This window comes from Streptomyces coelicoflavus, assembly GCF_003112555.1.
Lineage (GTDB): Bacteria > Actinomycetota > Actinomycetes > Streptomycetales > Streptomycetaceae > Streptomyces > Streptomyces coelicoflavus.
Window position 1 is genome coordinate 283,601 of the sequence record NZ_BEWB01000013.1, and the last position, 20,856, is coordinate 304,456.

A 20,856-nucleotide genomic window follows, 5' to 3' on the forward strand; every position below is an offset into this window, starting at 1 on the left:
CCGGACCGTCCGGGTACGGCGAAGGGGCGGACTCCGGCGACCGCATGGTCCCGGAGGCCGCCCCTCGCGCGTGCGCGCCGGCTCAGGCGCCGGTGATCTCCACCGCGGCCAGGTTCTTCTTGCCGCGGCGCAGCACCAGCCAGCGCCCGTGCAGCAGGTCCTCCTTGGCGGGGACGGCGTCCTCGCCGGTGACCTTGGCGTTGTTCACGTAGGCGCCGCCCTCCTTCACCGTGCGGCGCGCGGCGGACTTGCTGGCCACCAGGCCGACCTCGGCGAGCAGGTCGACGACCGGGGCCGGCTCGGCGACCCGGACGTGCGGCAGCTCGGAGAGGGCCGCGGCCAGCGTCCGCTCGTCCAGCTCCGCCAGGTCGCCCTGGCCGAAGAGGGCCTTGGACGCGGCGATCACCGCGGCCGTCTGACCGGCGCCGTGCACCAGCGTCGTCAGCTCCTCGGCCAGCGCCCGCTGCGCGGCACGGGCCTGCGGACGCTCCCCGGTCTGCCGCTCCAGCTCCTCCAGCTCCTCACGGGAGCGGAAGGACAGGATGCGCATGTACGTCGAGATGTCCCGGTCGTCCACGTTCAGCCAGAACTGGTAGAACGCGTACGGCGTCGTCATCTCCGGGTCGAGCCAGACGGCGCCGCCCTCGGTCTTGCCGAACTTGGTGCCGTCCGCCTTGGTCATCAGCGGCGTCGCGTACGCGTGCACCGACGCGTCCGGCTCCAGCCGGTGCAGCAGGTCGAGGCCGGCCGTCAGGTTGCCCCACTGGTCGCTGCCGCCCTGCTGCATCGTGCAGCCGTACCTCCGGTAGAGCTGGAGGAAGTCCATCGCCTGGAGCAGCTGGTAACTGAACTCCGTGTAACTGATGCCCTCGGAGGACTCCAGACGCCGGGCCACGGAGTCCTTGGTCAGCATCTTGTTGACCCGGAAGTGCTTGCCGATGTCCCGCAGGAACTCGATCGCCGACAGGCCCTCGGTCCAGTCCAGGTTGTTGACCATCACCGCGGCGTTCTCGCCCTCGAAGGACAGGAACGGCTCGATCTGGCCGCGCAGCCGCTGGACCCAGCCCGCGACGGTCTCCGGCGAGTTCAGCGTGCGCTCCGCGGTCGGACGCGGGTCGCCGATCTGCCCCGTGGCACCGCCGACCAGCGCCAGCGGCCGGTGACCGGCCTGCTGGAGCCGGCGCACGGTGAGCACCTGCACCAGGTGCCCCACGTGCAGGGACGGCGCGGTCGGGTCGAAACCGCAATAGAACGTGACGGGACCGTCCGCGAGCGCCTTGCGCAAAGCGTCCTCGTCGGTGGACTGGGCGAACAGCCCGCGCCACTTCAGCTCGTCGACGATGTCCGTCACGGTTCTCGTGTCTCCTTGAGTGGTCTCGCGAAATCAGGTACGAGGTTATACGCCCTGGCTGACAGAACTCATATTGAAATCGGGGACCCGCAGCGCCGGCATCGCGGCCCTGGTGAACCAGTCGCCCCACTCCCTGGGCAGCGTCTTCTCGGTCCGCCCCGCCTCCGAGGCCCGCCCCAGCAGATCCACCGGCGACTCGTTGAACCGGAAGTTGTTCACCTCGCCGACGACCTCGCCGTGCTCGACGAGGTAGACCCCGTCCCGGGTCAGCCCGGTCAGCAGCAGCGTCGCCGGGTCGACCTCGCGGATGTACCAGAGGCAGGTCAGCAGCAGCCCGCGCTCCGTGCCCGCGACCATCTCGTCCAGGGACCGGTCGGGGTCGCCGCCGTCCAGGATCAGGTTGCCGACCGCGGGTGCCACCGGCAGCCCGGTCAGCCCGGCGCTGTGCCGGGTGGTCGTCAGCCGGTGCAGCTCGCCGTCCCGGATCCAGTCGGTCGCCGCCACCGGCAGCCCGTTGTCGAACACCGACTGGTCCCCGCCCGAGGAGTGCGCGACCACGAACGGCGCGCATTCCAGACCGGGCTCGAGGGGATCACTGCGGAGGGTCAACGGCAGCGCGCCGATCCGCTCGCCGAGCCGGGTGCCGCCGCCCGGCTCGGAGAACACCGTGCGCCCTTCGACCGCGTCCCGCCCGGAGGCCGACCAGTACTGGTAGATCAGCAGGTCAGCGACCGCGGTGGGCGGCAGCAGCGTCTCGTACCGCCCGGCGGGCAGCTCCACCCGGCGCCCGGCCCAGCCCAGCCGTACGGCCAGCTCGGCGTCGAGGGCCGCCGGGTCGACGTCCTTGAAGTCCCGCGTGGCCCGCCCCGCCCACGCCGACCGGCTCCGGTCCGGCGACTTGGCGTTCAGCTCCAGCGTCCCGTTCGGCTGGTCGTGCCGCAGCCGGAGCCCCGTCGACGTGCCGACGTAGGTCGAGGTCATCTCGTGGTTGGCGAAGCCGTACAGCTCCCGGCCGCCCGCACGCGCGCGTGCGAACGCCTCCCCGAGCGCCGGCGCGAAGTCCGCGAAGACGGCCGACGAGGTCTCGGCGGGCGCGTCGGCGAAGTCCGGCGACCCCGGCCCGCCAGGGACCAGCGGCTGCGCGTCCTCGGCCGGACCGGCACCCCGCGCGGCGGCCTCGGCGGCACGCACCAGGGGCTCCAGCTCGTCCACGGTCACGGCCGAGCGCGACACGACCCCGGACGCCGTGCCCTGCTGCCCGTCGACGGTGGCCACGACCGTCAGCGTGCGCCCGCGCGTGACGCCGTTGGTGGTGAGCGCGTTGCCCGCCCAGCGCAGGTTGGCGGTGGACCGCTCGTCGGCGATGACGACGCACCCGTCCGCCCGGGACAGCTCCAGCGCCCGCTCGACGATCTCGTGCGGCTTGCTGCTGCGGACGCTCATCGACCGGCCTCCTGCGTCGTGTTCAGAATGTTGACTCCCTTGAAGAGGGCGGACGGGCAGCCGTGGGACACGGCCGCGACCTGCCCCGGCTGGGCCTTGCCGCAGTTGAAGGCACCGCCCAGGACATACGTCTGCGGGCCGCCGACGGCCGCCATGGACCCCCAGAAGTCGGTGGTCGTCGCCTGGTACGCCACGTCCCGCAGCTGCCCGGCGAGCCGCCCGTTCTCGATCCGGAAGAACCGCTGGCCGGTGAACTGGAAGTTGTAGCGCTGCATGTCGATGGACCACGACCGGTCGCCGACGACATAGATCCCGCGTTCGACGCCCCCGATCAGGTCCTCGGTCGACAGCCCGCCCGGATCCGGCCGCAGCGACACGTTGGCCATGCGCTGCACCGGCACGTGCGCGGGGGAGTCGGCGTAGGCGCACCCGTTGGACCGCTCGAAGCCGGTGAGCCGCGCGATCCGCCGGTCGAGCTGGTAGCCCACCAGCCTGCCGTCCTTCACCAGGTCCCAGGACTGGCCCGCGACGCCCTCGTCGTCGTACCCGACGGTCGCCAGCCCGTGCTCGGCGGTGCGGTCGCCGGTGACGTTCATCAGCTCGGAGCCGTAGCGCAGCTTGCCGAGCTGGTCGAAGGTGGCGAAGGACGTGCCGGCGTAGGCGGCCTCGTAGCCGAGGGCGCGGTCCAGCTCGGTGGCGTGCCCGATGGACTCGTGGATGGTCAGCCACAGGTTCGACGGGTCGACGACCAGGTCGTACAGGCCCGCCTCGACGCTCGGCGCCCGCATCTTCTCCGCGAGCAGCTCCGGGATCACGGCCAGCTCGGCCTCCCAGTCCCAGCCCGTCCCGGTCAGGTACTCCCAGCCGCGCCCGGCCGGCGGCGCCAGCGTCCGCATGGAGTCGAACTCGCCGCTGGAGTCGTCCACCGACACGGCCGTGAGCACCGGGTGCAGCCGCACCCGCTGCTGCGTCGTCGTGGTCCCGGCGGTGTCGGCGTAGAACTTGTTCTCGTGCACGGTGAGCAGCGAGGCGTCCACGTGGTCGACCCCGTCGGCCGCCAGCAGCCGCGCGCTCCAGTCGGCCAGCAGGGCCGACTTCTCCGCGTCGGGCACGGTGAAGGGGTCGATCTCGTACGCCGAGATCCAGGTCTTGTCGGCGTGCACGGGCTCGTCCGCGAGTTCCACCCGCTCGTCGGACCCGGCCGCCCTGATCACCTGTGCCGACAGCTTCGCCATCGCCACCGCCTGCGAGGCGACCTTGGCGGCCGCGTCCAGGGTCAGGTCCACGCCGGACGCGAAGCCCCACGTGCCGCCGTGCACCACCCGCACCGCGTACCCGAGGTCGGTGGTGTCCGAGGACCCGGCGGGCCTGGCGTCCCGCAGGCGCCAGGACGCGCTGCGCACCCGCTCGAGGCGGAAGTCGGCGTGCTCCGCGCCGAGGGCACGCGCACGGGCGAGGGCGGCGTCGGCGAGGGCGCGTAGGGGGAGTGCCGTGAAGGCTTGGTCGATGCTGTGAGGCACCTGCGTCTCTTTCTGTCGGCGTGACCGGTCGTCTGCCGCGACACCGGGGGCTGCGCCGCATCATGTCGCGTCGGCGGTTCGGCGACCACACCTTTCCCCTCGCATCCGGCACCGGTTCTGTAGGGACCCGACAGACAGCCCCGTAAGCCACTGTGGGTGCCCGAGTCTCTGAGCGAGGTGGGGGACCGATAGATTTTCGAGGAAGCCGCCTGCTCTCGCCGCCCGCCGTACGGGTGACCGGACGGGTGGACGACCGCTAGGGAAAGGGTGATCCGTTGAGCCGCTCGGTTCTCGTCACCGGAGGAAACCGGGGCATCGGCCTCGCCATCGCCCGCGCTTTCGCCGACGCCGGCGACAAGGTCGCGATCACGTACCGTTCGGGTGAGCCGCCGGAGGGCTTCCTGGCCGTCAAGTGCGACATCACCGACAACGAACAGGTGGAGCAGGCCTACAAGGAGATCGAGGAGACGCACGGTCCCGTCGAGGTCCTGATCGCCAACGCCGGCGTCACCAAGGACCAGCTCCTGATGCGCATGTCGGAGGAGGACTTCACCTCCGTCGTCGAGACCAACCTCACCGGCACCTTCCGCGTCGTCAAGCGCGCCAACCGCGCCATGCTGCGCGCCAAGAAGGGCCGCGTCGTCCTCATCTCGTCGGTGGTCGGACTCCTCGGCTCCGCGGGGCAGGCGAACTACGCCGCCTCCAAGGCCGGTCTGGTCGGCTTCGCGCGTTCCCTCGCCCGTGAGCTGGGGTCGCGCAACATCACCTTCAACGTCGTCGCGCCGGGCTTCGTCGACACCGACATGACCAAGGTGCTCACCGACGAGCAGCGGGCGAACATCGTGTCGCAGGTGCCGCTGGGGCGGTACGCGCGGCCCGAGGAGATCGCCGCGACGGTGCGGTTCCTCGCCTCGGACGACGCCTCGTACATCACTGGAGCCGTCATTCCCGTTGACGGCGGACTGGGAATGGGTCACTGATCACCATGAGCGGAATTCTCGAGGGCAAGCGCGTCCTGATCACCGGTGTGCTGATGGAGTCCTCCATCGCCTTCCACGCCGCGAAGCTGGCCCAGGAGCAGGGTGCCGAGATCATCCTGACCGCCTTCCCGCGGCCCACGCTGACCGAGCGCATCGCCAAGAAGCTGCCCAAGCCCACCAAGGTCATCGAGCTGGACGTCACCAACGACGAGCACCTCGCCCGGCTCGCCGACATCGTGGGTGAGGAGCTGGGCGGCCTCGACGGTGTCGTGCACTCCATCGGCTTCGCGCCGCAGGACGCGCTCGGCGGCAACTTCCTGAACACGCCGTTCGAGTCGGTCGCCACCGCCATGCACGTCTCGGCGTACTCCCTGAAGTCGCTGACCATGGCCTGCCTGCCGCTGATGCAGAACGGCGGCTCGGTCGTCGGCCTCACCTTCGACGCGCAGTACGCCTGGCCGCAGTACGACTGGATGGGCCCGGCCAAGGCCGCGCTGGAGGCCACCAGCCGCTACATGGCCCGTGACCTCGGCAAGCAGAACATCCGCTGCAACCTGGTCTCGGCGGGCCCGATCGGGTCCATGGCCGCCAAGTCCATCCCGGGGTTCAGCGACCTGGCCGCCGTGTGGGACAGCCGCTCCCCGCTGGAGTGGGACCTGAAGGACCCGGAGCCGGCCGGCCGCGGCATCGTCGCGCTGCTCAGCGACTGGTTCCCGAAGACCACGGGCGAGATCGTCCACGTCGACGGCGGTCTGCACGCCATCGGCGCCTGACCGGACACCTGTGCCGCCGAGGGCCCGCATCCCGTACGGGGGTGCGGGCCCTCGCGTCGTCACCGGCGCGGGTCAGCCGGCCGAGGACGGGCCGAACAGCCCCGGGCGGCACACGAACGGATAGGCGGCGGCCTCCTCGGCCGCCGTCGCCGCGTCGCCCACGCGGATCGCGTCCACCAGCCGGCCGTGGTCCATGTGCATCGCCGGGGACATGCCCTCGCCCACGTCGCCGCGCAGCCAGTCCCGCAGCACCTCGCTCAGGTCCGCGTACATCGCGGTCATCACGTCGTTGTGCGAGGCGGCCACGACCGCCAGGTGGAACGTGGCGTCCGCCGCCACGAAGGCCTCCGCCTCACCCGACTCCCAGGCCTCCTCCCGGCGCAGCAGCAGGCCGTCGATCTGCTTGAGGTCCTTCTCCGTACGCCGCTCGGCGGCCAGGCGCGCGGCGGCCGACTCCAGCGTGGAGCGCAGCTCGGCGATGTGCTGGGGAGCGGCCCCGGCGAAGCGGCGCTGCATCACGCCCGCGAGCTCGCTGGTCGCCACGACGTACGTGCCCGAGCCCTGGCGGATGTCCAGCAGACCGTTGTGCGCCAGCGCGCGGACCGCCTCGCGGACCGTGTTCCGCGCGACGCCGAGCTGCTCGACCAGTTCCGGCTCCGTGGGGATACGGGAGCCGACCGGCCACTCGCCCGAGGCGATCTGCTGGCGCAGCGCCGTGATGACCTGCTCGGACAGTGCCGAACGACGGGGATGGCTCAGTGGCATGGCTCACCTTCGCACACGGGTGGACGAGCAAGTGGACAACCAATCATCCCATGATTCTATGATGGGGCTCATGGCTAGTGACGAAACCCGGACGGAAACCCGGACGGAGACCGGCGCGCAGGCGCCCGCCGAGACGCGTACCCACGCGCGCGTGGACGGCGGTGCCCGCGAGACGTCCGCCGAGGCGCCCGCCGCGCGCGCGTGGACGACGTGGACGACCCGGCTGCTCATCGTCGGCATCGTCCTGGCCGCGATGAACCTGCGCCCCGCCATCACCAGCCTCGGCGCGCTGCTGGAGGAGGTCCGCGACGGGCTCGGCATGAGCGGCAGCGTCGCCGGACTGCTCACCTCCGTGCCGCCGCTCTGCTTCGCCGTCTTCGGGGTCACCGCCCCCCGGCTGGCCCGCCGCTTCGGGCCCGGCGCGGTGGTCTGCGCCGGCATGGTCGCCATCACCGCCGGCCTGCTGATACGCCCGTACGTCGGCGGCACGGGCGGCTTCCTGGCCGCCACCGCCCTGGCACTCATGGGCATCGCGGTCAGCAACGTGCTGATGCCGGTCATCGTCAAGCGCTACTTCCCCGACCGCGTCGGCTCCATGACCGGCCTCTACTCGATGGCCCTGGCCTTCGGCACCTCCGTCGCCGCCGCGGCGACCGTGCCCGTCACGAACGCGCTGGGCGGTCACTGGCAGCCCGGTCTCGCGGTCTGGGCCGTGCTCCCGGCGCTGGCCGTCCTGCCGTGGATCCCGTTCGTACGCAACCGCAAGGCGCCGACGTCCGCCGCGCCGGCATCCACCGCGCAGGCCGCGACGTCGCCGCGGCCGGAGGGCGGGCAGAGCGCCGAGAAGCCCGCGGAACAGCCGCCGCTGCGCATCACCCGGAGCCGTACGGCCTGGGCGCTCGCCGTCTTCTTCGGCCTCCAGGCCACCGCCGCCTACATCACGATGGGATGGATGGCGCAGATCTTCCGTGACTCGGGCGTGTCCGCCGGCACCGCCGGGCTGCTGCTCGCCGTCATCATGGTGATGGGTGTGCCGCTCGCCTTCGTCATTCCGCGCGTGGCGACCCGACTGCCCCACCAGGGCCCGATCGTGCTGGTCTTGGGTGTGTGCGGGCTCGCCGGATACGCCGGTCTGTACTTCGCCCCGGTCGGCGGCGCCTGGGCCTGGGCCCTGCTGCTCGGCGTCTCCAACTGCGCCTTCCCGCTCGCGCTGACCATGGTCGGCATGCGGGCCAGGACGGGGGCGGGCGTCGCCCAGCTGTCCGCCTTCGCGCAGAGCACCGGCTACCTGATCTCCATCCCGGGTCCGCTCCTGGTGGGCGTGCTCTACCAGCACAGCGGCGGCTGGGGGCTGCCGATCGCGCTGATGAGCGCGCTGATGGTGCCGCAGATCGTGGTGGGCGTCCTGGCGGGACGCGACCGCACGGTGGAGGACGAGGCGGCACGCTGAGCCCCGGCGGGCGGCGTACCGGTGGGCCGGTGGCCCGCCGGAAGCGTCCCGTGCCGGGGATGCGAGACTTGCCCCATGCCAGTCCTCGATCCGAATCCCCAGAACGGCCAGAAGAAGATGCTGATCGTCTTCGGCTCCTTCCTCGCGATCTTCGTGATCATCGGCGTCATCGCGACGATCGCCTCGCCGTGACACCGCCCTCGCCGGGCGGATGGTGGGGTTAACCCCCCGTCCCCTAGGGGGCGAGGGTCAGGGTCAAGTGGGTGGGTCTCCGGATGGGCCGGGCCCCGCCGAGTCCGTAACTTCGAGATGTGCCCGCGACAGGCGGGCCGCGGAGCACGGACCGGGACGCCCGAAGACCAGCGGAGGCACTCATGTCGGCCACTACCCACACCCGGCCTCCCCAGGCGACGCGGGGCGGCGCCGACACCCGGCTGCCCTGGTGGGCACTGGCCCTGCCCGTGCTCGCCTTCGTCGCGCTGCTCCTGCTCATCCTCAATCCCGCCGACGCCCACGCGGCCGCGGAGCAGCCCGCGATAGCCCACCTGCTGGAGCGGGTGGAGCAGCTGACGGCACGCTGAGCGCCGACCGTTTCCTCCCACCCGTGTCCCGTGGTGGGTCCGCATGTCAACTCTCAGAGCCCCGTGGCCTGTTTCATGCGAAGCTGGATGCCATGAGCGTCGCAGAACCCCGCAGGATTGTTCTCTTCCGGCATGCGAAAGCCGACTGGCCACAGGTGAGCGACCACGAGCGGCCGCTCGCCGACCGGGGCCGCATGGACGCCGCGGAGGCCGGGCGCCGGCTGGCGGATACCGGCGTGCCCTTCGACCAGGCACTGTGCTCCACCTCGGCCCGGACCCGGGAGACCTGGAAGCTGGCCGTCCAGGAGTTCCCGCACCGGCCGAAAACCGTCTACGAGGAGCGGATCTACGAGGCCTCGCCCGGCGAGCTGATCGCCGTGCTCAACGAGACCCCGGACGACCTGCGGAACGTGGTGGTGGTCGGCCACAACCCGGGCATGGAGGCTCTCACCGAGATCCTGGCCGGCTCGGCCGAGGACGAGGTCCGTGAGCGGATCGGCCGTCGGGGCTTCCCGACCGCCGCCTTCGCCGTCCTGACCTTCACGGGCTCCTGGAAGGACGTGGAGCCCGGCACGGCCGCCCTGGTCGACTACTGGGCGCCGACCGACTGACCGCACTCGTGACAGGGGGCCCGGTACCCACGTGGTCCGGGCCCTCGCCGCGTCGCGCGCCCCGGCCCGGTCCCGTCCCGGGCCCGTCCCCCCCGTACCTCCGTTCGCTCCCGCGCCGGGTCAGACCCGCTCGGCGGGCGGGGTGAGGCCCTCGCCGAGGCCCTCGTCCAGCGTGTCCGCGGCCTCGACCTCCTCGCGGGTGATGCCCAGCAGGTACAGCACCGTGTCCAGGAAGGGCACGTTCACCGCCGTGTGCGCCGCCTCGCGCACCACCGGCTTGGCGTTGAAGGCGACGCCGAGCCCGGCCGCGTTCAGCATGTCCAGGTCGTTGGCGCCGTCGCCGATCGCCACGGTCTGCGACAGCGGCACACCCGCCTCGGCCGCGAACCGGCGCAGCAGCCGGGCCTTGCCCGCCCGGTCCACGATCTCCCCGGTGACCCGGCCGGTCAGCCGGCCGTCGACGATCTCCAGCGTGTTGGCCTGCGCGAAGTCCAGCCCCAGCTGCTCCTTCAGGGCGTCGGTGACCTGGGTGAAGCCGCCGGAGACGACGCCCACCTGGTAGCCGAGCCGCTTCAGTGTGCGGATCAGGGTGCGCGCGCCCGGCGTCAGCCGCACCTCGGCGCGTACCTTGTCCACCACCGACGCGTCCAGCCCCGCCAGCAGCGCCACGCGCGCGTGCAGCGACTGCTCGAAGTCCAGCTCCCCGCGCATCGCGGCCGCCGTCACCTCGGCGACCTTGTCCTCGCACCCGGCGTGCGCGGCGAACAGCTCGATGACCTCGTCCTGGATCAGTGTGGAGTCCACGTCCATCACGACCAGGCGCTGCGCCCGCCGGTGCAGCCCCGCCGCGACGACCGCGATGTCCACGCCGAGCGCGGCGGCCTCGGTGGCCAGCGCGGTGCGCAGCGGCTCGGTCTCGACACCGGACACCGCGAACTCGACGGCGGTCACCGGGTACTTGGCCAGCCGGAAGACACGGTCGATGTTGCTGCCCGACTCGGTGATCCGGGCCGCTATGGCGGCGGTCGCCTCCGCGGTGAGCGGGTGACCCAGCACCGTGACCAGGGAGCGGCCGAGGCCGCGCGGCCGGTTGTCGCCGATGCCGGAGATGATCTCCGCCTGTAGCTTCAGCGACTCCGCCCAGCTGTGGACGGTCGCCCGGAGATCGCCCTCCAGGCCGCGGGGCGGCTCGGTCACGAGCGCGCACAGCACGATCCGGCCACGGGTGACGACCTGCTCGATGTCGACGACGTCGACGGAGTAGGCGGCGAGGGTGTCGAACAGGCCGGCCGTGATGCCCGGCCGGTCCTTGCCGAAGATCTTGACGAGAAGCGTGGGAACGTCAGAGGTCTGCGTAGCGCTCATGGTGCTCCAACCGTATCCGGCACCCCGTGCCGCCCGCGCCCCCGGTCCGACTGGCGGACAGGAACGGCACCCCTTTCCGCCCGGGCGGTGGCGGAGTGGACCGGACCGTGGCTACCCGTCGCGGGGCCGCCGAGGGGGTGCGGGTGGCGGGGGCGGTGGGGGAGGAGGGACCTCGTACCAGGGCCGGGTCCGGGTCCGGGGCCGTGGGGGCCGTTCTTCCGGCCCCGGCGGCCGGCGCGGCGTTCCCGGGGGCGGACCCAGCGGCCCGGCCACCGTGGGGGCGTCGTACACGTCGTCGTCGGGCCGGCGATCCGTCCCGCCCTCCTCCCGGCCCGCCCCGTCGTAGTCGTACTGCCCGGGGCCACAGCTCGGACGGCCCCCGCCGCCTCCCTGCCGCCCCTGCCCCTGTCCCTGTCCCGTGCTGCCGGGCGGCTGGGCCCCGGACGCCGTGTGCCCGGGTCCCGGCAGGGACCAGGCACCGCGCGGTGGTGGGGGCGCCTCCGCCGGGCGGGCGTCCTCGGGTTCACCCCTTCCCGGTGCCGGGCCCGACTCCGGCCGCGCCGCCCCCTCCCACGACTCCCACGGCCGCGGGCGGGGATCGGCGCCCGGGCCGGGCCGGTGCGGCGTACCCGCCCGGTACGGCGGCCCCCAGGCCGGGCCCGCACCCGTCCCGCCTCCCTCACCGCCCCGGCACTGCGTGCCAAGCCCGTCGCCCGGGCCCCCGCCGCCCCGCTCGCGCACGCCGACAGCGCCCCGGCGGCCCCCGCCCCCGCCCCCCAGACGGCGCCCAGCAGCAGGGCCGCACCGAGGTGTCCGTGCAGGTCGATGCCCGTGCCGAAGGCGTCGATGCCGAGTACCGACAGGGAGGCGGTCACGGAGGCCTCCGTGAGCCGGGCCGACAGCGGCAGCGTCACCGCGGTGGCGATGCCCAGCCGCAGCGCACAGCGCCCGGCGAAGGCGAGGGGACGTGCGTCGCCGGGCCCCACCGGCGTCCGTACCGCCGTCAGGACCCCGGCCAGCAGCATCAGCAGTGCCGCGGCCACTCCCAGCAGCCACACCCGCCCGTCCAGCTCCGCCAGCCGCCCCAGCGTGACCGGCTCCTCGGTGCCGGAACCGAGCAGGTCGTCCAGGGGCGCCGGGAGGACGCCGGTCAGGGCGCCGGTGGCCCGCCCGTCCCACGGCACGAACAGGCCGACGGGGACGCCGAACCACACCCCGTTCGGCGCGCCCAGCAGCGCGGCTCCCGCGATCCGCCGGGGACGGTCGTCGCCGACCGCCGCCCAGGCCGCCGCCGCGCAACCCGCCGCCACCGCCGTCAGCGCCACCGTGACCAGGGCGGACACGGCCGGTCGCACCACCCGGTGCACGGCCTCCCACCCACGCGGCAGCGGAGTGCGCCGCGAGGCCAGCAACGCGATCAGCAGCACCCCGGCGGACCAGACGAGACCGCCCAGCAACGTCGGCGCGGTGTCGACGCCGAACCCGACGGCGACCCGGGCGTCGGCGAGGTCACCGACCCGGTCGGGCAGCAGCCCGCCGATGTCGCCCACCTCACCGAGCCCCGGCACCTCCAGCCGGCCGTCCCCGCCCCCGCCCCCGCCGGGCAGGTCGTCGAGCCCGAGCGAGCTGCCGTCGATCGTGATGAGGTCGTGACCCGCCCAGGCCAGACCACCCGTCATCGCCACGAACAGGGCGATCACCGAGCCCGCGCGCGCCAGGAGTTCGGCGGGGGCGACCACAACTCCCGCCGCCCGCAGGGACCGCAGGAAGAAGAACGACAGGAACAGCGCACCGACCAGGCTCACCCCCAGTGGCGTGATCTCGACGGCCGAGTGCGCCTGGGCCCCTTCCAGCCCGAACACGGACACATCACCGGCCGGCGCGACCGAACCACCCGCCCCGAGCGCCACGACCGCCGCGGTCATCGGCCCCAGCGAGCCCGCCGCGTCCGCGTCCAGCAGCCGCAGGCCGAGCGCCGCCGTGCCCGCCATGCCGATCAACGCCCAGCTCACGGAGGCGATGGCGGACAGCAGCACGTCGCCCCACGGCACACGGGCGCCGTGGCCCTCGGTTCCCACGCTCGTGGACGCGCCCATGGCAGACCCCCCGATCCGCTGCGCGGTCGGGTTGCCGCGCATGTCCCCCTCACGTGGAATACCACTTTTCGGGCAGGTATCAACCCCGTCGGCGGGAGCGGCCGCCGGGTGCCTACGCACTTTTCACAAGGCCCGACTTTCGGTCAGGGGGGCGAGCCTGAAATAGTTCCCCCCGATGTTCGACATCCCTAGACTCCCCGCGACGGGAGCACATCGGGGGACAACTCAGTGGGGCATGGAGTGCCGGAACTCGTACTGGAATCCAATGGACGTACCTGGACGCTCGATCCGTCCCGGTCATACGCGCTAGGACGCGATCCGCAGGGGGAGCTTGTTTTCGACGACGCCAGGGTCTCCTGGCGGCACGCCACGATCAGTTTCAACGGCCGCAGTTGGGTGGTCGACGATCACGGCAGCACCAACGGCACGTTCGTGCACGGGCAGCGGGTCCAGCAGATGGAGCTCGGCGCCGGCACGGTGCTGAACCTGGGCAACGCGACCGACGGACCGCGGGTGAGCCTGAGCGGCGCGCAGGCCCCGGCCGGCACGCCGCAACAGCAACAGCAGCCGTACGCCGCGCAGGGCGCCAACGCGGGCTGGGCGCAGCAGGCGCCGCCCGCGCAGGAGCCGTTCCAGCAGCAGGCACCGCCGCAGCAGGCACCGCAGCACGGGCAGCAGCACCAGGCCCAGCAGGCCGGCTGGCAGCAGAGTCAGCCACCGCAGCAGGCGGCGCCGCCGCAACAGCAGGCCGTGCCGCACTTCCCCCAGCAGCAGGGATCCGGCGGCGCGGCGGGGGCGCCACCGGTCTACGGGGACCGCAGCCCGACCACGTTCCACCAGTTCTCGCTCGGCCGGGTGATGCGCATCGGCCGTGCCCTGGAGAACGACCTGGTCGTCTCGGACCTCCAGGTCTCCCGCAACCACGCGGAGTTCCACTCGACGCCCGACGGGCGCATGGAGATCCGCGACCTCGGCTCGCACAACGGCACGTACGTCAACGGCCAGCCGATCCCCAAGGGCGGCACCCAGCTGCTCGGCCCGACCGACATCGTCGGTGTCGGCCACTCGACGTTCCAGATCGTCGGCGACCGGCTCGAGGAGTTCGTCGACACCGGTGAGGTCTCCTTCTCCGCCCGTCACCTGACCGTCACGGTCGACGGCGGCAAGCAGATCCTCAAGGACGTCTCCTTCGGCGTGCCCGAGAAGTCGCTGATCGCGGTCATCGGCCCGTCGGGATCCGGCAAGTCGACCCTGCTCAAGGCGCTCACCGGCTACCGGCCGGCCGACCAGGGCGAGGTCCTCTACGACAACCGGAACCTGTACAAGCAGTTCGCCGAGCTGCGCCAGCGCATCGGTCTGGTCCCGCAGGACGACATCCTGCACAAGGAGCTGACCGTCAAGAAGGCCCTCAAGTACGCGGCGAAGCTGCGCTTCCCGGCCGACACCACGGCCGCCGAGCGTGACGCCCGGATAGACGAGGTGCTGCGCGAGCTGAAGCTGGACATCCACAAGGACAAGAAGGTCACGTCCCTGTCCGGCGGTCAGCGCAAGCGCGTCTCCGTCGCCCTGGAGCTGCTCACCAAGCCGTCGCTGATCTTCCTGGACGAGCCGACCTCCGGTCTCGACCCGGGCATGGACCGCGACGTCATGCAGCTGCTGCGCGGCCTCGCCGACGACGGCCGCACCGTCCTCGTCGTCACCCACTCGGTGGCCGAGCTGGCGACCTGCGACAAGCTCCTCGTGATGGCGCCGGGCGGTTCCGTGGCCTACTTCGGCCCGCCCGAGGAGGCACTGAACTTCTTCGGCTACGACACCTGGGCCGACGTCTTCTCCGCCTTCGAGAACTACCGCGACTACGACTGGGCGGGCCGCTGGAAGGGCTCGCAGCACTACCAGATGTACGCCGCGGACCTGGACGCCGTCGCGCCGCAGTCCGTACAGGTGCCGCCGATGCAGGCGATGCGGCCGCCGAAGCCGCAGGGCTGGATGTCGCAGTTCGTCACGCTGGTGCGGCGCTACACGTCGGTGATCGCCTCCGACAAGGGCTTCCTCGCCCTGATGGTGATCCTGCCCGCGGTGCTGGGCGCGGTGAGCCTGCTCATCGACCCGGACAAGGGCCTGCTGCCCAACCCCGCCAACCCGCAGACCGGCCGGATCATCCCGAACGGCACCGCCACCACGGTCCTGCTGATCCTCGCGGTCGGCGCCTGCTTCGCCGGTGCCGCGAACTCGGTCCGCGAGCTGATCAAGGAACGGGTGATCTACGAGCGGGAACGCGCCACCGGCCTGTCCCGGTCCGCGTACCTGATGTCCAAGGTCTTCGTGCTCGGCCTGATCACCGTGTTCCAGGGCCTGCTGGTCGGCGTGATCGGCTTCGCCAGCCGCGAGATCCCGGAGGAGGGGCTGGTCCTCGGGGGGATGACGCTGGTCGAGCTGTCCCTGCCGATCATGGCCCTCGGCTTCGCCTCGATGATGTTCGGCCTGGTCATCTCCTCGCTGGTGAAGACCGCCGAGAAGACCATGCCGCTGCTGGTGATGTTCGCGATCATCCAGGTCGTCTTCACCGGCTGCCTCTTCGCCCTGAACGGCGCGGTCGGCGTCAACCAGTTCTCGTACCTGATGCCCTCGCGCTGGGCGGTCGCCGCGGCCGGTGCCACGCTGGACTTCAACAAGATCAGCCCGCCGGAGAAGGGCGCCGAGGCCGACCCGCTGTGGGAGCACACCGTGGGCGCCTGGGGCATGGACATGGCCGCGCTGATCGTTCTCGGCGTGATCTGCGGCTTCTTCGTCGCCCGCTTCCTGCGCCGGCACGAGCCCGAGGTCATGCGCAAGTAGGCCGACGTCCGGCGGGTCCCGAAGGCCCCCGCACGCCCCGAAGGGCGGCACCCCGTCAGGAGGGTGCCGCCCTTCGGCGTACGGTGCGGCGTCGGCGACGTCGTGAAGAGGTCCGCGCCGACCTCAGTACGCGCTGTCGACGTTGTCCATGGTGCCGTACTTGTCCGCGGCGTAGTTGCACGCGGCGACGATGTTGGCGACCGGGTCGTAGATGTTCTTCGACGTGCCGGGCACGTGGTAGGCCTTGAACGTCGGCGGGATGACCTGGAGCAGGCCCTTCGACGGGATGCCGTTGATGGCGTTGATGTCCCAGTCGTTGATGGCCATCGGGTTGCCGGACGACTCCCGCATGATGTTGCGGTGGATGCCCTCGTAGGAGCCGGGTATGTCGTGCTTCTTCATGATGGCCCGGGCCTCGCGGATCCAGCCGTCCAGGTTGTCCGGGTAGGACTTCGGCGCGGCCTTCTTGACCTCGGTGCGCTGGGCGGACCGGCTGGTGGTCTCCTTCGCCTCACGCTTGGAGGCGGCCTTCTCGGCGGCGGCCTTCTTCTCGGCGGTCGCCTTCTTGGCGGCCGCCTCCTTCTTGGCCTCGATGGCGGCGACCTTCTGGCTCGCGCCGGCGAGCTGGCCGGTGACACCGGCGTGCACGTCCTGGATCTGCTTGGTGCTGTACGCCACCTTGGCCGTCGGAGCGGCCTCGCTCGTGGTCGACGTCTGACCGCTGGCCGGGACGGCGGTGAGGGCGACGGCGGCGGCGCCGAGCGTGCCGACACCGGCGATCGCGACCTTGTGCGTGCGGGTCAGGGAACGACTGCGACCACGGGGAAGGATGTTCTTGAGCATGGCGGGATAGACCTCTTCGAATAGCGCGGAGGTCGCTCTCGTCCGGTGGGGACAGTTGGTGCTTCCGGCACAAACGCCGCGGGGGAGAACCCACGGCGCTGAGCGACGAGAGCAATTCTTAGCGACCGCAAAATCCGGAGGCAAAGGTGTGACGTACGATCCGGGATAGTGGATCAGGGAACGGCAAAGCGGGGCAGATTTGACCATCTGCCCCGCTCAAAACGGGCGAGTCGTTCTCCTACTCCCCTTCGTACGTGACGTGCGCCCTATGCGCGGGCTCACATCGGCCCCCCGCCTTTCTCACTGTTGGTTGCTGAAGCAATGCGATGTGTGAGTGGATTGGCGACGCTCTCCTACGGCAGCAGGAGATGGACGTCCCCGAACTCGTGCCACAGGTAGCGCCCCCGCACCGCCGCGTCGTACCCGCGGTCGATCGCCGCCCGCCCCGCCACCGCCTCGAGCATCAGCAGATGCGAGGCCTCGGGCTCGTGCAGCCCCGTCAGCAGCCCCTCCACCACCCGCACCCCGCGCTCCGGGGTCACCACCAGATCGGTCCACCCGGCCCGCGCCCGTACGACCCCGTCGGAACCGACCGCCGACTCCACCGCCCGGACGGCCGTCGTCCCCACCGCCACCACCCGCCCGTCACCGGCGCGCACGGCGTTGATCAGCCGCGCCGACGCCTCCGGCACCGCGAACCGCTCCGGATACGGCGGTTCGTGCGACTCCGCCGACGCCACCCCGGTGTGCAGCGTCACCGGCGCGAACTGCACCCCGCGGCTCACCAGCTCCGCCACCAGCCGCGCCGTGAAGGGCCGCGCCGCGCTCGGCATCTCCGCACTGCCCGTCCCGTCCCCGGGCGGAACCGCGAAGACCGTCTGGTAGACGGACAGCGGCTGGTCCCGCTCCGTATAGGAGTAACGAATGGGCCGCCCGTGCTCGCGCAGCAGCGCGGGCACCTCCGCCCGCGACACCCGCGCCCACCACAACCGCTCCCCGCGCGCACTCAGCGGCTCCTCCAGCACCAGCCGCGCACCACCCGGCAGCCGCACCTTCGTCCCCGCCGGGCCACCGCACCCACGCCCCTCCACTGCATCCGCACGCGCGCGCGTGGTGCCCGCCGCGTCCGCACGCGCGCGCGTGGTGCCCCTTCCGTCCGGTTCCCGCAGCTCCACCGCCCACCGGCCGTCGTCCCCGCGCGTGGAGAAGTGCACCACCACGCGCGCGTGCCCGACCCGGCCGTCCACGGCGGCGGCCAGCGTGGGCGAGGTGTTGACGACCAGCAGATCGCCGGCCCGCAGCAGCCCCGGCAGCTCCCCGAAGACGTGGTGCGACACCTCGGTGCCGTGCGACACCAGCAGCCGCACACCGTCCCGGTCCAGGCCCGGCCCCCGCTGCTCCACCGGCACCCGGGCCGACAACTCCTCCGGCACCCTCACCGCCGGCGCCCGCATCACCGCGCCTCCAGCAGCGCCGGAGCCCCGTAGCGTCCGCTCGCCGGCCGCTCGTCCAGCAGCCGCAGCAGCGCCGGCACGACACTGGCCGGATCCGGTCGCGGATCGTCGTCGTCCGGCACGGCCGCGGCGTACAGATCCGTGGCCATGTCCCCCGGATCGACCGCCCACACCCGCAGCCCCGGCTCCTCGGCGCCCAGTACCGCCGCCAGCTGGTCCAGGGCCGCCTTGGAAGCCCCGTAGCCGCCCCACGTCTCGTACGCCTCGGCGGCCGCGTCCGAGCTGACCGTCATCACCGCGCCCGCGGGAGCCGCCCGCAGCGACGGCAGCGCCTCCCGCACCAGGCCGAGCGCGGCCACGACGTTCACCTCCAGGGCCCGTCGCAGCCCGTCCAGCGGCAGCTCCTCCAGCCGCACCAGCGGCTCGGCGCCCAGCGCGCTCGCGTTGCTGACCAGCAGATCCACCCCGCCCAGCCGCCCGGCCTCCGCCACCAGCGCCGTGCGGTGCCAGGAGTCCGTGACGTCGCCGGACAACGCCGTCACGCGGGTGCCGTACGCCTCGAGCGCCGTCGCCGCCTCCCCGAGCACCTCGGGGTTCCTGGCGTCCAGCACCAGGTCCCACCCCCGTGCCGCCAGAGCCTCGGCGAGCGCCCTGCCCAGCCCCTTCGACGCTCCCGTGATGATCGCAACCGGCATGACGCACGTCCCCTTCGTCGTCCCCGCCGTCCGTTCGGCCGGCGTGATCCCCAACGTAGGAACCCGGCCCCGCCGGCCACCTCGGGCACGGGTCCCGACCGGGGAGGGCCCTTCGCCCTAGGCCCGGCGGGCGGGACTCCGGACCTAGTCCCACCGGCCTAGGCGACGCCCGTCACCGGGCCGATCCCGCCTCCACCCCCCGCGGGTACCGTGAGGACATGAGTCACGGCCCCCGGTCCGGCCTCACCGCGGTGAGTTCCGCGCTGCTGGCCATGAGCAGACACCTCGAGGTGCGCGACGTCCTCAAGACGATCGTCGCCTCCGCCCGCGAACTGCTCGACGCGCAGTACGCCGCCCTCGGCGTCCCCGACGACCACGGCGGCTTCGCCCAGTTCGTGGTCGACGGCGTCAGCGACGAGCAGTGGAAGGCCATCGGCCCCCTGCCCCGCCAGCACGGCATCCTCGCCGCCATGCTCCAGGAGGCCACCCCCGAGCGCCTCGGCGACGTCCGCAAGGACCCCCGCTTCGGGGGCTGGCCCGCAGCCCACCCCGACCTGGTCGACTTCCTGGGCCTGCCGATCCGCGACGGCGACGAGGTCATCGGGGCCCTGTTCCTCGCCAACAAGAACTGTCCCAAACCCACGGGCACCTGCGGCTTCACCCAGGACGACGAGGAACTGCTCGGCATCCTCGCCCAGCACGCCGCGATCGCCCTCACCAACGCGCGCCTGTACGAGCGCAGCCGCGAGCTGACCATCGCCGAGGAGCGCTCCCGCCTCGCCCACGAACTGCACGACGCGGTCAGCCAGAAGCTGTTCTCCCTGCGCCTGACCGCCCAGGCCGCCACCGCCCTGGTCGACCGCGACCCCGCGCGCGCCAAGGACGAGCTGCACCAGGTCGCCACGCTCGCCGCCGAGGCGGCCGACGAACTGCGTGCCGCCGTCGTCGAGCTGCGCCCCGCCGCCCTCGAGGAGGACGGCCTCGTCGCCACCCTGCGCACCCAGATCCAGGTCCTCGACCGCGCCCACACCGCCCGCGTGACCTTCACCGGCCACGGCGTCAAGGCCCTGCCCGCCGCCCACGAGGAGGCGTTGCTGCGCGTGGCCCAGGAAGCACTGCACAACGCCCTGCGCCACTCGGGGGCGGAACACGTCGAGGTGACCCTGCACCGGCGGGACACCGGAACCGTCCTGCGGATCACCGACGACGGAAGCGGCTTCGACCCGCGCACGGTCCGCCGCGCCGGACGCCACCTCGGCCTGGTCTCCATGCGCGACCGGGCGAACGGCACCGGCGGCCGGCTGACCGTGCGGTCCGCGCCCGGCGAGGGCACCACGATCGAGATGGAGGTTCCCGGTGGCTGAAACGATCAAGGTGCTGCTCGTCGACGACCACCAGGTGGTCCGCCGGGGACTGCGCACCTTCCTGGAGGTACAGGACGACATCGAGGTGGTCGGCGAGGCCGCCGACGGCGCCGAGGGAGTCGACCGCGCGCAGGAGCTGAAACCCGACGTGATCCTCATGGACGTCAAGATGCCGGGCATGGACGGCGTCGACGCGCTGCGCCGGCTCCGCGAGCTGGACAACCACGCGCGCGTGCTCGTCGTCACCAGCTTCACCGAGCAGCGCACCGTGGTCCCGGCCCTGCGCGCGGGCGCGGCCGGATACGTCTACAAGGACGTCGACCCCGACGCGCTGGCCGGCGCCATCCGCTCCGTCCACGCCGGTCACATCCTGCTCCAGCCCGAGGTCGCGGGCGCCCTGCTGAGCCAGGAGGAGAGCAGCTCCGGGCCGGGCAGGGCGGGCTCCCTCACGGAACGGGAGCGCGAGGTGCTGGGCCTGATAGCGGACGGCCGCTCCAACCGGGAGATCGCGCGTGCGCTCGTCCTCTCCGAGAAGACGGTGAAGACCCACGTCTCGAACATCCTGATGAAACTCGACCTTGCCGACCGCACCCAGGCCGCCCTGTGGGCCGTACGACACGGTGTGGCCGGCTGACCGGGTACGCACCACCGTGGCGGAGGGTTCCCCTCCGGTCGGAGATTCATACCGTCGTGGGAATGTCCCCCATATGGCGCATCCTTCGAGGGGCCC

18 protein-coding genes are annotated in these 20,856 nt (G+C 72.3%); 9 read left to right on the forward strand and 9 right to left on the reverse strand.

Translation table 11 applies throughout. From position 1 onward, the window contains the following. Positions 1-82: 82 nt before the first annotated feature. From tyrS to Sco07f_RS30460, 3 genes are read right to left on the reverse strand one after another with little or no spacing between them, the layout of a single operon-like run. Complete coding sequence (gene tyrS, locus Sco07f_RS30450; RefSeq protein WP_108989706.1) at positions 83-1,351, reverse strand: tyrosine--tRNA ligase; 1,269 nt, start codon at positions 1,349-1,351, stop codon at positions 83-85. Between the two features lie 45 nt (positions 1,352-1,396). After that, positions 1,397-2,794: a metallopeptidase TldD-related protein gene (locus Sco07f_RS30455; RefSeq protein ID WP_108989707.1), complete on the reverse strand. Its 1,398-nt coding sequence runs from the start codon at positions 2,792-2,794 to the stop codon at positions 1,397-1,399. After that, complete coding sequence (locus tag Sco07f_RS30460; RefSeq protein WP_108989708.1) at positions 2,791-4,314, reverse strand: TldD/PmbA family protein; 1,524 nt, start codon at positions 4,312-4,314, stop codon at positions 2,791-2,793. The genes Sco07f_RS30455 and Sco07f_RS30460 overlap by 4 nt, the downstream gene beginning before the upstream one ends. A 275-nt stretch (positions 4,315-4,589) precedes the next feature. On the opposite strand from Sco07f_RS30460, the gene fabG reads away from it, so the two are divergent. Both fabG and fabI read left to right on the forward strand, forming a co-directional pair. Beyond that, on the forward strand, positions 4,590-5,294 hold the full coding sequence (gene fabG, locus Sco07f_RS30465; RefSeq protein WP_007448091.1) for a 3-oxoacyl-[acyl-carrier-protein] reductase: 705 nt from the start codon (positions 4,590-4,592) through the stop codon (positions 5,292-5,294). Positions 5,295-5,299: 5 nt separating this feature from the next. Beyond that, positions 5,300-6,067 carry an enoyl-ACP reductase FabI gene (fabI, locus tag Sco07f_RS30470; protein WP_007448089.1) on the forward strand — a complete coding sequence of 256 codons (768 nt, stop codon included), beginning with the start codon at positions 5,300-5,302 and terminating at the stop codon, positions 6,065-6,067. A gap of 72 nt (positions 6,068-6,139) precedes the next feature. Here fabI and Sco07f_RS30475 read toward each other — a convergent pair whose 3' ends face one another. Beyond that, a complete protein-coding gene (locus tag Sco07f_RS30475) occupies positions 6,140-6,832 on the reverse strand; it encodes a FadR/GntR family transcriptional regulator (RefSeq protein ID WP_007448115.1) in 693 nt (230 codons plus the stop codon). Between the two features lie 58 nt (positions 6,833-6,890). Between Sco07f_RS30475 and Sco07f_RS30480 the strand changes: the two genes are divergently transcribed. From Sco07f_RS30480 to Sco07f_RS30495, 4 genes are all read left to right on the forward strand, one after another. Next, complete coding sequence (locus Sco07f_RS30480) at positions 6,891-8,282, forward strand: CynX/NimT family MFS transporter (RefSeq protein WP_174855437.1); 1,392 nt, start codon at positions 6,891-6,893, stop codon at positions 8,280-8,282. A gap of 75 nt (positions 8,283-8,357) precedes the next feature. Continuing rightward, positions 8,358-8,474: an SGM_5486 family transporter-associated protein gene (locus tag Sco07f_RS41145; RefSeq protein WP_007448085.1), complete on the forward strand. Its 117-nt coding sequence runs from the start codon at positions 8,358-8,360 to the stop codon at positions 8,472-8,474. A 182-nt stretch (positions 8,475-8,656) separates the two neighbouring features. Then, on the forward strand, positions 8,657-8,863 hold the full coding sequence (locus Sco07f_RS30490; protein ID WP_007448083.1) for a hypothetical protein: 207 nt from the start codon (positions 8,657-8,659) through the stop codon (positions 8,861-8,863). Positions 8,864-8,955: 92 nt separating this feature from the next. Next, entirely contained in the window at positions 8,956-9,474 is a 519-nt protein-coding gene (locus tag Sco07f_RS30495) for a SixA phosphatase family protein (RefSeq protein ID WP_007448081.1), read from the forward strand. A gap of 120 nt (positions 9,475-9,594) precedes the next feature. Here the strand turns inward: Sco07f_RS30495 and serB are convergent, their stop codons facing one another. Both serB and Sco07f_RS30505 read right to left on the reverse strand, forming a co-directional pair. Continuing rightward, complete coding sequence (gene serB / locus Sco07f_RS30500) at positions 9,595-10,839, reverse strand: phosphoserine phosphatase SerB (RefSeq protein ID WP_007448113.1); 1,245 nt, start codon at positions 10,837-10,839, stop codon at positions 9,595-9,597. Then, positions 10,836-12,935, reverse strand: coding sequence for a streptophobe family protein (locus Sco07f_RS30505; protein WP_244942169.1), 2,100 nt, complete (start codon positions 12,933-12,935; stop codon positions 10,836-10,838). The genes serB and Sco07f_RS30505 overlap by 4 nt, the downstream gene beginning before the upstream one ends. A 240-nt stretch (positions 12,936-13,175) precedes the next feature. Here Sco07f_RS30505 and Sco07f_RS30510 point away from each other — a divergent pair, with 240 nt between their 5' ends. Beyond that, on the forward strand, positions 13,176-15,770 hold the full coding sequence (locus tag Sco07f_RS30510) for an ABC transporter ATP-binding protein/permease (RefSeq protein ID WP_174855438.1): 2,595 nt from the start codon (positions 13,176-13,178) through the stop codon (positions 15,768-15,770). Between the two features lie 123 nt (positions 15,771-15,893). Here Sco07f_RS30510 and Sco07f_RS30515 read toward each other — a convergent pair whose 3' ends face one another. The 3 genes from Sco07f_RS30515 to Sco07f_RS30525 form a co-directional block, all read right to left on the reverse strand. Next, positions 15,894-16,613, reverse strand: coding sequence for a transglycosylase SLT domain-containing protein (locus tag Sco07f_RS30515; RefSeq protein ID WP_087791670.1), 720 nt, complete (start codon positions 16,611-16,613; stop codon positions 15,894-15,896). A 353-nt stretch (positions 16,614-16,966) separates the two neighbouring features. Then, positions 16,967-18,067, reverse strand: coding sequence for an S-adenosylmethionine:tRNA ribosyltransferase-isomerase (locus tag Sco07f_RS30520; RefSeq protein WP_108989710.1), 1,101 nt, complete (start codon positions 18,065-18,067; stop codon positions 16,967-16,969). Then, the gene (locus Sco07f_RS30525; RefSeq protein WP_087791674.1) at positions 18,067-18,762 is read right to left on the reverse strand and encodes an SDR family NAD(P)-dependent oxidoreductase; all 696 of its coding nucleotides are present in this window, start codon (positions 18,760-18,762) and stop codon (positions 18,067-18,069) included. The genes Sco07f_RS30520 and Sco07f_RS30525 overlap by 1 nt, the downstream gene beginning before the upstream one ends. Positions 18,763-18,980: 218 nt before the next feature. Here Sco07f_RS30525 and Sco07f_RS30530 point away from each other — a divergent pair, with 218 nt between their 5' ends. Together Sco07f_RS30530 and Sco07f_RS30535 are read left to right on the forward strand one after the other, a co-directional pair. Then, positions 18,981-20,126, forward strand: coding sequence for a GAF domain-containing sensor histidine kinase (locus Sco07f_RS30530; protein WP_087791676.1), 1,146 nt, complete (start codon positions 18,981-18,983; stop codon positions 20,124-20,126). After that, positions 20,119-20,760, forward strand: coding sequence for a response regulator (locus Sco07f_RS30535; RefSeq protein WP_007388333.1), 642 nt, complete (start codon positions 20,119-20,121; stop codon positions 20,758-20,760). The genes Sco07f_RS30530 and Sco07f_RS30535 overlap by 8 nt, the downstream gene beginning before the upstream one ends. The last annotated feature ends 96 nt before the right edge of the window (positions 20,761-20,856 follow it).